The 12,911-nt window shown below is 72.1% G+C and carries 12 protein-coding genes; 2 read left to right on the forward strand and 10 right to left on the reverse strand.

Going from position 1 to position 12,911, the window contains the following annotated elements:
- Positions 1-34: 34 nt before the first annotated feature.
- From whiA to uvrC, 4 genes are read right to left on the reverse strand one after another with little or no spacing between them, the layout of a single operon-like run.
- Complete coding sequence (gene whiA, locus AH6_RS28165) at positions 35-1,015, reverse strand: DNA-binding protein WhiA (protein WP_067485836.1); 981 nt, start codon at positions 1,013-1,015, stop codon at positions 35-37.
- Between the two features lie 60 nt (positions 1,016-1,075).
- Positions 1,076-2,047 carry a gluconeogenesis factor YvcK family protein gene (locus tag AH6_RS28170; protein ID WP_067485904.1) on the reverse strand — a complete coding sequence of 324 codons (972 nt, stop codon included), beginning with the start codon at positions 2,045-2,047 and terminating at the stop codon, positions 1,076-1,078.
- 55 nt (positions 2,048-2,102) lie between these two features.
- Positions 2,103-2,981, reverse strand: coding sequence for an RNase adapter RapZ (gene rapZ, locus AH6_RS28175; protein ID WP_067485838.1), 879 nt, complete (start codon positions 2,979-2,981; stop codon positions 2,103-2,105).
- On the reverse strand, positions 2,978-5,002 hold the full coding sequence (gene uvrC / locus AH6_RS28180) for an excinuclease ABC subunit UvrC (RefSeq protein WP_067485840.1): 2,025 nt from the start codon (positions 5,000-5,002) through the stop codon (positions 2,978-2,980). Before uvrC ends, rapZ begins: the two co-directional genes overlap by 4 nt.
- A gap of 195 nt (positions 5,003-5,197) precedes the next feature.
- On the opposite strand from uvrC, the gene AH6_RS28185 reads away from it, so the two are divergent.
- Complete coding sequence (locus AH6_RS28185) at positions 5,198-6,358, forward strand: mechanosensitive ion channel family protein (protein WP_067485842.1); 1,161 nt, start codon at positions 5,198-5,200, stop codon at positions 6,356-6,358.
- A 45-nt stretch (positions 6,359-6,403) separates the two neighbouring features.
- Here the strand turns inward: AH6_RS28185 and AH6_RS28190 are convergent, their stop codons facing one another.
- The 5 genes from AH6_RS28190 to uvrA form a co-directional block, all read right to left on the reverse strand.
- Positions 6,404-6,907: a Rieske (2Fe-2S) protein gene (locus AH6_RS28190; protein WP_067485844.1), complete on the reverse strand. Its 504-nt coding sequence runs from the start codon at positions 6,905-6,907 to the stop codon at positions 6,404-6,406.
- An 89-nt stretch (positions 6,908-6,996) separates the two neighbouring features.
- Entirely contained in the window at positions 6,997-7,431 is a 435-nt protein-coding gene (locus tag AH6_RS28195; protein ID WP_307190398.1) for a Rieske (2Fe-2S) protein, read from the reverse strand.
- A 188-nt stretch (positions 7,432-7,619) separates the two neighbouring features.
- Entirely contained in the window at positions 7,620-8,075 is a 456-nt protein-coding gene (locus tag AH6_RS28200) for an SRPBCC family protein (RefSeq protein WP_245679505.1), read from the reverse strand.
- A complete protein-coding gene (locus AH6_RS28205; RefSeq protein ID WP_157431778.1) occupies positions 8,072-8,413 on the reverse strand; it encodes an ArsR/SmtB family transcription factor in 342 nt (113 codons plus the stop codon). The genes AH6_RS28200 and AH6_RS28205 overlap by 4 nt, the downstream gene beginning before the upstream one ends.
- Before the next feature lie 143 nt (positions 8,414-8,556).
- Entirely contained in the window at positions 8,557-11,394 is a 2,838-nt protein-coding gene (gene uvrA, locus AH6_RS28210; protein ID WP_067485848.1) for an excinuclease ABC subunit UvrA, read from the reverse strand.
- 231 nt (positions 11,395-11,625) lie between these two features.
- Between uvrA and AH6_RS28215 the strand changes: the two genes are divergently transcribed.
- The gene (locus AH6_RS28215; protein ID WP_067485850.1) at positions 11,626-12,036 is read left to right on the forward strand and encodes a hypothetical protein; all 411 of its coding nucleotides are present in this window, start codon (positions 11,626-11,628) and stop codon (positions 12,034-12,036) included.
- A 43-nt stretch (positions 12,037-12,079) separates the two neighbouring features.
- On the opposite strand, the gene AH6_RS28220 is transcribed toward AH6_RS28215, so the two are convergent.
- Complete coding sequence (locus tag AH6_RS28220) at positions 12,080-12,886, reverse strand: MBL fold metallo-hydrolase (protein ID WP_067485852.1); 807 nt, start codon at positions 12,884-12,886, stop codon at positions 12,080-12,082.
- Between the last annotated feature and the right edge of the window lie 25 nt (positions 12,887-12,911).

Here is a 12,911-nt window from a genome sequence, read left to right on the forward strand (position 1 = left end):
GCCAGGCGAGCGGCCCTGGGCCGGGGCTTCAAAACTAAGGAGCCAGCATGTCGGCGGTGAGATTGGCCTCGGTGCCGGGCACGCCCTGGTCCTGGGCGCGCTTGTCGGCCATCGCCAGCAGACGCCTTATACGGCCCGCGATCGCGTCCTTGGTCAGCGGCGGGTCGGCGAGCTGGCCCAGCTCCTCCAGCGACGCCTGCTTGTGCTCCAGCCGCAACCGCCCGGCGTTGACCAGGTGGTCGGGGGCCTCGTCGCCGAGGATCTCCAGCGCGCGCGCCACCCGGGCCCCGGCGGCGACCGCCGCGCGGGCCGAGCGGCGCAGGTTGGCGTCGTCGAAGTTGGCCAGCCGGTTGGCGGTGGCGCGCACCTCGCGGCGCATCCGCCGCTCCTCCCAGGCCAGCACGCTGTCGTGCGCGCCGAGCCGGGTCAGCAGCGCGCTGATCGCGTCGCCGTCGCGCACCACGACCCGGTCCACCCCGCGCACCTCGCGCGCCTTGGCGTGGATCTTCAGCCGGCGGGCCGCGCCGACCAGCGCCAGCGCCGCCTCCGGCCCCGGGCAGGTGACCTCCAGCGACATCGACCGGCCCGGCTCGGTGAGCGAGCCGTGCGCCAGGAACGCGCCGCGCCAGGCCGACTCGGCGTCGCAGGCCGCCCCCGCGACCACGTGCCGGGGTAGGCCCCGCACCGGCCGCCCGTTGTTGTCGATCAATCCGGTCTGCCGGGCCAGCGACTCCCCGTCGCGGAACACCCGCACCACGTAGCGGTTGCCCTTGCGCAACCCGCTGGGCGCCAGCACCACCACGTCGGAGGTGTGCCCGAACACCTCGGCGATGTCCTTGCGCAACCGCCGCGCGGCGGCCCCGGTGTCGATCTCCGCCTCGATCACGATGCGCCCGCTGACCAGGTGCAGCCCCCCGGCGAACCGCAGCAGCGTGGAGACCTCGGCCTTGCGGCAGCACGGCTTGAGCACCGTGAGCCGGCTCAGCTCGTCCTTCACCACACCGGTCATCGCCATATACGAACCCTCCCCCTATCGGACTTCCAGCAGTGTGGCCGATCCCGGCCGCGGCCGACGTCAGTCGGCGAATATCTGTACGAAGGCTTGGGCCAGCAGGGCGGGATCATGACGCGGGGAGCCGTCGGGGGCGGCGACCTCGGCCAGCACCAGCCGCCCGCCGAGCGCCTTGACGGCGCGGTCCAGCGCGGCGGGGTCGTCCACCACGCCCCGGTCGGCCAGCACCACGTCCACGCGCAGGTCGGGCGCGTGCGCCTGGAGCACCTCCAGATGGGTCTGCGGCGAGAAGTCGTCGGTCTCGCCGGGCTGCGGGACCAGGTTGAGCGCGACCACGCGGCGCGCCCGGGTCGCGGTCAGCGCGCGGGCCAGCTCGGGCACCTTCAGGTGCGGCAGCACGCTGGTGAACCAGGAGCCGGGGCCGAACACCACCCAGTCGGCGTCGTCGACGGCGGCCAGCGCCTCGGGGCAGGCCGGGGGGTCGGTGGGCACCAGCGAGACGCCCAATACGGCGCCGGGCGTGCGGGCGCACTCGACCTGGCCCTTGACCTGCACGACCGCGTCGGGGCGGGCAGGGTCGGCGCCGCGCACCTGCGCGACGATGTCCATCGGGACCGACGCCATCGGCAACACCCGGCCGTGCGCGCCCAGCAGGCGGCCGACCCAGTCGAGCCCGGCGACGGTGGATCCGGCGGCCTGCCCGGACTCGCCGCCGAGCAGCTCCCACAGCGCGACGATCAGCAGGTTGCCGACGGCGTGGTCGCGCAGGTCGCCCTGGCTGCGGAAGCGGTGCTGGACGACGTCGCGCCAGGTCTGGCCCCACTCGTCGTCGCCGCACAGCGCGGCCAGCGCCATGCGCAGGTCGCCGGGCGGCAGCACGCCGAGCTCGCGGCGCAGCCGCCCGCTGGAGCCGCCGTCGTCGGCGACGGTGACGACCGCGGTCAGGCGGTCGGTGACCCGGCGCAGCGCCGACAGGGAGGCGTACAGGCCGTGGCCCCCGCCGAGCGCGACGACCTTGGGGCCGGGGGGCTTCACCGTGCGGTCGCTTCCTTCGTCCGGGACCCGGGGCGGAAGGCCCGCCGCCGGGTCGTCATTCGCGGCCGAGGTCACGGTGGGCGACCTGGACCTCGATGCCCTCGTCCCGCAGCCGGGCGGCGATCTGCTCCGCCATGGCCACACTACGGTGTTTGCCGCCGGTACAGCCGACGGCGAGGGTCACGTAGTGCTTGCCCTCGCGCTCGTAGCCGTCGGCCAGCAGGCGCAGCACCTCGGTGTAGGCGTCCAGGAACTCCTTGGCGCCGCGCTGGCCGAGGACGTAGTCGCGCACGTCGGCGTCGCGGCCGGTCTTGGGCCGCAGCTCGGGCACCCAGTGCGGGTTGGGCAGGAAGCGGCAGTCGACCACCAGGTCGGCGTCCACCGGCAGGCCGTACTTGTAGCCGAAGGAGACCACGGTGGCGCGCAGGCTGGACTCGCCGGTGTCGGTGCCGAAGAAGCCGACGATCTTGGCTCGCAGCTCGTGCACGTTCAGCCCGCTGGTGTCGATCACGAGGTCGGCCTCGGCTCGCACCTCGCGCACCAGGTCGCGCTCGCGGGCGATGCCGTCCACCAGGCGGCCGTCGCCCTGGAGCGGGTGCGGGCGGCGCACGCTCTCGAAGCGGCGCACCAGGTCGGCGTCGCCGGCCTCCAGGAACACCACGCGCGGGTGCACCCCGCGCGCCTCCAGCTCGGCGATGGAGGTGTGCAGGTCCTCGGTGAAGGCGCGGCTGCGCACGTCCACCACGACCGCGATGCGCGGCACGGCGTCCTTCACCCGGCCGCCGAGGTCGGCCATGGTGGCCAGCAGGCCGGGCGGCAGGTTGTCCACCACGAACCAGTCCAGGTCCTCCAGCGCCTTGGCGGCGGTGCTGCGCCCGGCGCCGGACATGCCGGTGACGATCACTATGTCCGGGACGCGCGTCTCGGTGGTCATGGTCGTTCTCCCCCGTCGTCGTTGGCCGCGCCCGTGTCAGAGATCGTTTCCGGGGCCGTTCCCGTTTCCGGCGTCGTTTCCGGGGGCGCGGCCGGGACCGTGCCGCCGTGCAGGGCGGCGGCGATCTGCTCGGCGCTGCGCAGGCCCAGGCCCGGTACCTCGGCGATCTGCTCGGGCGTCGCTTCCTTCAACCGCTTGAGCGAGCCGAAATGTTTCAGCAGCGCGGCGCGGCGCGCCGGGCCGAGGCCCGGGACGCCGTCCAGCTCGCTTTCGATCATGGCCTTGGAGCGGCGCTGCCGGTGGTAGGAGATCGCGAACCGGTGCGCCTCGTCGCGGACCCGCTGGACCAGGTACATGCCCTCGCTGTTGCGCGGCAGGATCACCGGGTCGTCGTCGCCGGGCAGCCACAACTCCTCCAGCCGCTTGGCGATGCCGCAGACCGCGATGTCGTCGATGCCGAGCTCGTCCAGGGCGCGCTGGGCGGCGGCGACCTGCGGCGGGCCGCCGTCGACGATCACCAGGTTGGGCGGGTAGGCGAAGCGGCGCGGGCGGCCGGTCTCGGGGTCGATCGGCTGGTGGCCGGCCGGCTCCTCCTCGGCGTCGCCGAGCGCCAGCTCCCCCGCCTTCTCGCTCTCGGCGAGGTACCGCCGGAACCGCCGCGTGATCACCTCGTGGATGGAGCGCACGTCGTCCTGGCCCTCCACCGCCTTGATGGAGAAGCGCCGGTACTCGCTCTTGCGGACCAGGCCGTCCTCGAACACCACCATGGAGGCGACGACGTTGGTGCCCTGGAGGTTGGACACGTCGTAGCACTCGATGCGCAGCGGGGCCTCGTCCAGCTCCAGCGCCTCCTGAAGCTCGCGCAGCGCGAGGCTGCGGGTGGTGAGGTCGCTGGCGCGGCGCGTCTTGTGCTGCTTGAGGGACTCGTGGGCATTGCGGGCGACGGTCTCCAGCAGCGAGCGTTTGTCGCCGCGCTGGGGCACCCGCAGCCGCACCGGCCCGCCGCGCCGCTCGGCCAGCAGCTCGCTCATCGCCTCGGCGTCCGGCGGCAGCTCGGGCACCAGGACCTCGCGCGGCACCGCGTCGGACTCGCCGTAGATCTGGAGCAGGAAGGTCTCGACCAGGTCGGGGGTGGTGACGGCCTCGACCTTGTCGACCACCCAGCCGCGCTGGCCGCGGATGCGGCCGCCGCGCACGTAGAAGACCTGGACGGCCGCCTCCAGCTCGTCCTCGGCGAAGGCGACCACGTCGCAGTCGATGGTGTCGGAGAAGACGACCGCCTGCTTCTCCAGGGCGGCCTCAAGGGCGCGGACGTCGTCGCGCAGCCGCGCGGCCCGTTCGTACTCCTGGGAGACGGCGGCCTCGCGCATGTCGCGTTCGAGGCGCTTGATGAAGCGGCCGGTGTCGCCCGCCATGAAGGCGCAGAAGTCCTCGGCCAGCAGCCGGTGCTCGGCCGGGCTGACGTTGCCCACGCACGGCGCGGAGCACTTGTCGATGTAGCCGAGCAGGCAGGGCCGGTCGAGCTGGTGCTGGCGCTTGAAGACCCCGGCGCTGCACGTGCGGACCGGGAAGACCCGCAGGAGCTGGTCGACGGTCTCGCGGATGGCCCAGGCGTGGGAGTAGGGGCCGAAGTAGCGCACGCCCTTGCGCTTGGCGCCGCGCATGACCAGCACCCTCGGGAACTCCTCGTTCAGGGTGACGGCGAGGTAGGGATAGGACTTGTCGTCGCGGTACTTGACGTTGAAGCGCGGGTCGAACTCCTTGATCCAGGAGTATTCGAGCTGGAGCGCCTCCACCTCGGTGCCCACGACCGTCCAGTCGACGCGGGCGGCGGTGCGCACCATGGTCTGGGTGCGCGGGTGCAGCCCGGCGAAGTCGGCGAAGTAGGAGTTCAGCCGCGAGCGCAGGTTCTTGGCCTTGCCCACGTAGATGACCCGGCCGTGCTCGTCGCGGAAGCGGTACACCCCTGGCGATTCTGGGATGGACCCCGGTGCGGGTCGGTAGGTCGCCGGATCTGCCACGTCAGCAAGGGTAGTGGGCGGGACCGACAGAACGCGCGCCGCGGGTCCCCGACGTGGGGCGCGCTGCGCGGGCGGGTGGGGCCGCCGGGACGGGAGTGACGTGGATCTCGTTCCAAGCCTGCGCCAACGGAAAGGGGTGAATAGCTAGATATTCCACCAAAACACCTATCCCCTATCCGAGGAGGTCATCGCCGCGTGTCCGCGTTCTGGGCCTGGATCGTGTTCGCGATCGCCGTCGCCGCGTCCGTGATCGTTGTGGAGGCGGCCCGCCGCGTGCTGGCGGGCCGGATGTCGCGGCGCTGGCCGCCGGTCGGCGCCGCCGCCCGCGCGGTCGCCGCGCCCGCCTTCACCTTCGCCGCCGTGGTGAGCGTCAGCAGCGCCCTGCCTTACCAGTACCTGCCCGACGCGCTGGACGGCCCGGTGCACCGCGCGTTGCGGATCGCGGTGATCGGCGCGACCACGTGGCTGGTGCTGCGCATCTCCTACGCGCTGACCGACCCGGCGCTGAACCGGCTGACCCGCGTGGAGGGCGACCGCAACCGCCGGGCCCGCCGGGCGCGCACCCAGATGTTGCTGGTGCGCCGGATCACCGCCGCGGTGATCGTGATGCTGGCGGTGGGCGCGGCGCTGTTCACCTTCCCGCAGGTGCGGGCGCTGGGCGCGGGGCTGCTGGCCTCGGCGGGCGTGGCCGGCCTGGTGGTCGGCATCGCCGCCCGGCCCGCGCTGGGCAACCTGTTCGCCGGGCTGCAGCTCGCGTTCAGCGACGCGCTGCGGCTGGACGACGTGGTCGTGGTGGAGGGCCAGTGGGGCCGGGTCGAGGAGCTGACCCTGTCGTACGTGGTGGTGCACCTGTGGGACGACCGGCGCCTGATCCTGCCGGTGTCCTACTTCACCGAGCGGCCGTTCGAGAACTGGACGCGGCACACCAGCCGGGTGATCGGCGCGGTGGTGTTCCACGTGGACTGGGCGGTGCCGGTGGAGGAACTGCGCACCGAGCTGTACTCGATGCTCGGGGAGCACCCGCTGTGGGACCACCGCGACTGGGTGCTCCAGGTGACCGACGTGCTGCCCAACGGACTGGTCCAGCTGCGGGCGCTGATGAGCGCGGCGGACTCGGCGAGCGCCTGGGACCTGCGCTGCGACGTGCGCGAGCACATGGTGCGCTACCTGCGCGAGCACCATCCGGACGCGCTGCCGCGGTTCCGGGCGGAGATCCCCGAGAACGGCGGCCTGGAGAAGGCCGACGCCGACGGCGCTGTCGACGGCACCGCCGACAGCGCCGCCGACCGGGCCGGGCGGGCCCCCGGCCAGGAGCCGGTGGCCAGCGGGTCCGGCACGGTCGGGCGGGACCGGTAGCGCCGTCCGGACGGCCCGCCCCGCCGCCCGGACGGCGGGCTCCGGTCAGGCCAGCATGATCTGGTCGCCCTGGACGGTGGCGGTGCGCGGCTCCAGGGGCGTCTCGGCGGGCCCGTTCGCCACCGAACCGTCAGTGATCTTGAACTTGCTGCCGTGGCAGGGGCAGTTGATCGTGCCGCCCGACACGTCGCCGACCGGGCAGCGCCGGTGCGTGCACAGCGCCGAGAACGCCTTGAACTCGCCCTGGGCGGGCTGGGTGACCACGACCTTCTCGTCCTTGAAGACCTTGCCGCCGCCGACCGGGATGTCCCCGGTCTTGGCGATGGCCTTGCCGCCGCCCCCGCCCTGGTCGCCGCCGCCGGTGGGCGACGGGTCGCCCCCGGCGTCACCGCCGCCGTCGCCGCCGCCCGCGTCGTCGGACCCGCCGCAGGCCGCCGCCAGCCCGGCGACCCCCGCGAGCCCGGCGCCGATGAGGAGCCCGCGCCGGGTCCTGCCGTCCGGCCCCGCCGCAGGCCCCGTCAACGCTTCCTCGACCGACTCCCGCGCCATGTGATCGCCCTCCGTGTCCGTCGCGTGCGTGCCCTGTCACCGGGGAGTACGGACGGCGGCGCAGAATGGTTCAAAGTTGAATGTTCTTTTCAGACGACGACGATGCCGTCGCCCTTCACCTGCACCCGGTATTCCAGCAGGCCGCGGTTGGCCGGGGACTGCGCCACCGACCCGTCGGCGATCTTGAACTTGCTGCCGTGGCAGGGGCAGTCGATGGTGCCGTTCGCCACCCGGTTGCACAGGCAGCCGGAGTGCGTGCAGGTCGCGCTGAACGCCTTGAAGGTGCCCTGGACGGGCTGGGTGACCACCAGCTTGCTGTCGGCGTAGATCTTCCCGCCGCCGACCGGGACGTCGGCGACCTTGGCGATCTCCTTGCCGCGCAGGCTCTCGGCGGGCTGGGCCTGCCGCGCCTTGGGCCCGCACCCGGCCAGCGCGGCGGCCCCGACGGCCCCCGCCCCGCACAACACCGCGCGGCGGCCGACGCCGTCCCGCCCGGTCCCCCCGGAAGTCACATCGTCACTCATGACCACCATCATTCCGAAGGGTCCTGGCGGTCGCGCACCGCCCCTCCGGTCAGGTGCCCCTGGGTTCGGCCGCCGGGACGTCGAGCTTCACGACCTGCAACACCTGCTGATGGAGGCGGTCCATGGCAGTGTCGACGCTGCGGACGAAGCCAGTCTCCCTGCCAGGAGGGGGCCAGGGCCGTTCCAGGTCAGCCGTCGGCCCCCAGTTCGGCGCCCAGGGCGTCGAGCCAGCAGCCGGTGCCCTGCTCCCGCCAGGCCGGGTCCTCGGCGCCGTCGAGGTAGGCGGCCTGCTCGGTGAGCGTCAGGCGGGTGCCGCCGTCGTCGGCCGGGGACAGCTCCACCGTCGTCAGCGACACCGTCGCCAGGACGCCGTCCGCCGACAGGGTCGAGGTGTAGACGATGCGTTCGTCCGGGACGATGTCGCGGTACCAGGTCTCGAACGTCAGCGCCGGGCCGCCCTCCGGGCCGCCGCGGTTGACCTCCCGGCCGCCGACGCGGAAGTCCAACTCGTGGTCGCCGCCGTCGGCGAACCAGCGGGCCTTGGCCGCCGGGTCGGCCCAGGCGGCGAACACCTTCGCGACCGGGGCGGCATAGGTGCGCTCCAGGGTGAAGGTCGTGTGCTTGACGTCGTGCTCGGTCATCATCGACTCCCTTGTTCGGGACCGTGCTCCAGGTCGTCGCCAAGCCGGTCCAGGCGGTGTTCCCGGGGGGTGCGCTGCCGGACGATCCACTCCTCGGCCGCCCGCAGCGCCGCCGGCTCGATCCGGCAGGTGCGAACGCGCCCGGCCTTCTCCGACCGGACCAGCCCGCACTCCTCCAGGACGCGCAGGTGCTGCATGACCGCCGGCAGCGACATCTCCAGCGGCCCGGCCAGCTCGCTGACCGAGGCGGGCCCGCCGACCAGGCGCTCCACCATCGCGCGGCGCGTCGGGTCGGCGAGGGCCTGGAAGACCCGGTCCAGCGAACCGGCATGGTTAGGCATGTACTTGAGTATTCGCTCGACCGTCCATGATAGTCAAGTGATTACTTAACTGTTTGGACGCACCTGTTCGGTAGCGGCTGAGGGAACGCCGACGGCGTGTCCGCTCACCGTGGTGAGCGGACACGCCGTCGGGCGGGTGCGGGTCAGGTCAGCAGTTTGGCCAGGAACTGGCCGGTGTGGCTGGCCTCCACCTTGGCCACCTCCTCGGGCGTGCCGGTCGCCACCACGGTGCCGCCGCGCGAACCGCCCTCGGGGCCCATGTCGACGATCCAGTCGGCGGTCTTGATCACGTCGAGGTTGTGCTCGATGACGATCACGCTGTTGCCCTTGTCGACCAGGCCGTTCAGCACGCCGAGCAGCCGGCGGATGTCCTCGAAGTGCAGGCCGGTGGTCGGCTCGTCCAGCACGTAGATGGTGCGGCCGGTCGAGCGGCGCTGGAGTTCGGCGGCCAGCTTGACGCGCTGGGCCTCGCCGCCCGACAGGGTCGGGGCGGGCTGGCCGAGCCGCACGTAGCCGAGGCCGACGTCGTTGAGGGTGGCCAGGTGCCGGTGGATCGCCTTGATCGGCTCGAAGAAGACCGTGGCCTCCTCGATCGGCATGTCCAGCACCTCGGCGATGGTCTTGCCCTTGTAGTGGACCTCCAGGGTCTCCCGGTTGTAGCGGGCGCCGTGGCAGACCTCGCACGGGACGTAGACGTCCGGCAGGAAGTTCATCTCGATCTTGATGGTGCCGTCGCCCGCGCAGTTCTCGCAGCGGCCGCCCTTGATGTTGAAGGAGAAGCGGCCCGGCTGGTAGCCGCGCACCTTGGCCTCGGTGGTCTGCGCGAACAGCTTGCGGATGTGGTCGAACACGCCGGTGTAGGTCGCCGGGTTGGAGCGCGGGGTGCGGCCGATCGGCGACTGGTCGACGTGCACGACCTTGTCGAGCTGGTCGACGCCGTTGACGCGGCGGTGCTTGCCGGGCACGGTGCGCGCGCCGTTCAGCTGCTTGGCCAGCGAGTTGTACAGGATGTCGTTGACCAGGGTGGACTTGCCCGAGCCCGACACGCCGGTGACGGCGGTGAACACCCCGAGCGGGAAGGACACGTCCACGTTGCGCAGGTTGTTCTGCTGGGCGCCCTTGACCGTGATCTCGCGGCCCTTCTGGCGCGGGCGGCGGATCTCGGGGACCTTGATCTCGCGGCGGCCCGACAGGTAGGCGCCGGTGATCGAGCGCTCGGACTTCAGCAGCTCGTCCACGGTGCCCGACACCACGATCTCGCCGCCGTGCTCGCCGGCGCGGGGGCCGATGTCCACCACCCAGTCGGCGGCGGCGATGGTGTCCTCGTCGTGCTCGACGACGATCAGGGTGTTGCCCATGTCGCGCAGCCGCAGCAGGGTCTCCAGCAGCCGGTGGTTGTCGCGCTGGTGCAGGCCGATGGACGGCTCGTCCAGCACGTACAGCACGCCGACCAGGCCGGAGCCGATCTGGGTGGCCAGCCGGATGCGCTGCGCCTCGCCGCCGGCGAGGGTGGCCGAGGCGCGGTCCAGCGAGAGGTAGTCCAGGCCGACGTCCAGCAGGAAGCCGAGCCGGGCGTTGATCTCCTTCAGGACGCGCTCGGCGATGTGCCGGTCGCGGTCGTTCAGCTCCATCGCCAGCAGGAACTTGGCGGCCTCGCCGATCGGCATGGCCGCGACCTCGGCGATGGACCGGCCGCCCATGGTGACCGCCAGCACGTACGGCTTGAGCCGCGCGCCCTCGCAGGTGGGGCAGGGGATCTCCCGCATGTAGCCCTCGAACTTCTCCCGGGTGGAGTCGCTCTCGGACTCGGCGTGCCGCCGCTGGATGTAGGGGATCGCGCCCTCGTAGGCGGTGTAGTAGGAGCGGGTGCGGCCGTAGCGGTTCTTGTAGCGGACGTGGACCTGGGTCTCGTGCCCGTTGAGGATGGCGCGGCGCGCCTTGAGCGGCAGCTTCTCCCACGGGGTGTCGAGGTTGAAGCCCATGGCGTCGCCGAGCGCCGACAGCAGGCGCAGGAAGTAGTCGCTGACGTGGCCGTTGGACCAGGGCTGCACCGCGCCGTCGGCGAGGCTCAGCTCGGGGTCGGGGACGACCAGCTCGGGGTCCACCTCCATGCGGGTGCCGAGGCCGGTGCAGTCGGGGCAGGCGCCGTAGGGGGAGTTGAACGAGAACGAGCGCGGCTCCAGCTCGTCGAACGACAGGTCGTCGTAGGGGCAGTACAGGTGCTCGGAGTACATGCGGGTGCGGTTCTCGTCGTCCTCGGGGAGGTCGACGAAGTCGAGCACGATGGTGCCGCCGGCCAGGCCGAGCGCGGTCTCCACCGAGTCGGCGAGGCGCTGGCGGGCCGTGTCCTTGACCGAGAGGCGGTCCACGACCACCGAGATGTCGTGCTTCTCCTGCTTCTTGAGCTTGGGCGGGTCGTCCAGGCGCACCGCCTGGCCGTCCACGATGGCCCGGGAGTAGCCCTTGGACTGCAGCTCGCGGAACAGCTCCAGGTACTCGCCCTTGCGGCCGCGGATCACCGGCGCCAGCACCTGGAAGCGGGTGCCCTCGGCCAGCTCCAGCACCCGGTCGACGATCTGCTGCGGGGCCTGGCGGCTGATCGGCCGGCCGCAGATCGGGCAGTGCGGGTGCCCGATGCGGGCGTACAGCAGGCGCAGGTAGTCGTACACCTCGGTGATGGTGCCGACGGTGGAGCGCGGGTTCTTGGAGGTGGACTTCTGGTCGATCGACACCGCCGGGGACAGGCCCTCGATGAAGTCGACGTCGGGCTTGTCCATCTGCCCGAGGAACTGGCGGGCGTAGGCCGACAACGACTCCACGTAGCGGCGCTGGCCCTCGGCGAAGATCGTGTCGAACGCCAGCGACGACTTGCCGGAGCCGGAGAGCCCGGTGAACACGATCATGGAGTCCCGCGGCAGGTCGAGCGAGACGTCCTTCAGGTTGTGCTCGCGTGCTCCACGCACGATGAGTCGGTCATGCACGGCGGCTATCCGGTTCCTTTTCTGGGCGCGATGAGGGAGACGGCGGATCGGTCTCCAGGCTAGCGAGGGGGTGCGACAGAATCCCCGAGGTTCATAACAGCGGCGGGGACCGCCGCATTTCGTCGCGCGCCCCACCCGCCCCGGCGGGGGCTGTCACCCTCATCGAAACCGTACACGTGTTCGAAGATCTGCCGCCACCGGAACCGCCGGAACCCCACTAGGGTGCCCCTCATGTCACCTGCGAGCGACACCGGACCGGGCGCCGAGCCGCGGCACGACGGGTTCTACGTCCGCCCGGCGTCCGAGGACTCGACGTCGTTCCTGCGCTTCTTCCCCGAGGGCAAGGTGGTGGCCTGCACCATCGGGGACCAGCGGCCGCCCGAAGAGTACGCGCTCAACGTGGCGCGCTGGATGGTGCCCGGCAACTCCAGCCCGCAGCAGGGAAGCTACCGGCTGGAGGGCGGCGAGCTGGCGTTCTCGGCGGTCAGCGACTCGGGGACCGTGGACTACTGGGGCGTGGTCGAGGACGACCGCCTGTCGATGCTCCTGCACGTGCACAGCCTGATCAACGGGCACCGGGAACACGGGGTGTGGCGGTTCCTGCCCCTGCCCGACGATCCGCCCACGCCCGGCGGGTCATGATCCGCCCGGTCGGGCAAAACGATCCGCCGGGGCGGCCGGGCGGCTACTCGTCGTCGAGGGCGAAGCGGAGGTAGCGGTCGGCCGACCGGCGCACCGCCTCCTTGCCGTCCACGTGGACGATCTTCTTCCACCAGCCGCCGTACACCCGGTCGAACGCGTACGGTTCCAGCAGGCGCAACGCCCGCCGCACAGTGCGCGGCCGCTCCGGGATCAGATTCGGGTAGGAATACATGAAACTGACCCAGTCCCGGTCGTTCACCACCTGCACGATGTCGCCCGAGAACAGCGCTCCCCGCCCGTCCTCGGCATCCCGCCAGTGCAGCACCTGGCCGCCCGCGAAGTGCACGCCCGCGTTCACCAGCGTCAACCCCTCCGCGATCTCCAGTGTGTCGCCGCTCCAGTACCGCACCGCCTCGTCGGGCCGCGCGACCCACCGGCGGTCGGCCTCGTGGATGTACACCGGCGCGTCGAAGGCGTGCGCCCACTCGATCATCGAGCCGTAGAAGTGCGGATGGCTGATCGCGATGGCGTCCACGCCGCCCAGCTCGCGGACCTCGCGCACCATGTCGTCGTCGATGTGGCTGACCATGTCCCACAGCACGTTCCCGGTGGGCGTGCGGACCAGCAGCGCGCGCTGCCCGATCGCCGTGGGCGGCCGGGTGCCCACCCCGTACACGCCCGGCCCTTCCTCAGCGACGCGCCCCCGGTGCCCGGACTCACGCAGCTCCTCGACCGACGTCCAGCGCTGCCCGTCCCAGCCGACGTACTGGCGCTCGTCCTCGCAGATGGGGCAGTCGTCGCGCGGCTCGGCGTACTGCACTCCGCACGTCACACAGATCGGGTGCCTCATCCCTCCGACGCTATCCCGTCACTCC

This window comes from Actinomadura hibisca NBRC 15177 (assembly GCF_001552635.1).
GTDB lineage: Bacteria > Actinomycetota > Actinomycetes > Streptosporangiales > Streptosporangiaceae > Spirillospora > Spirillospora hibisca.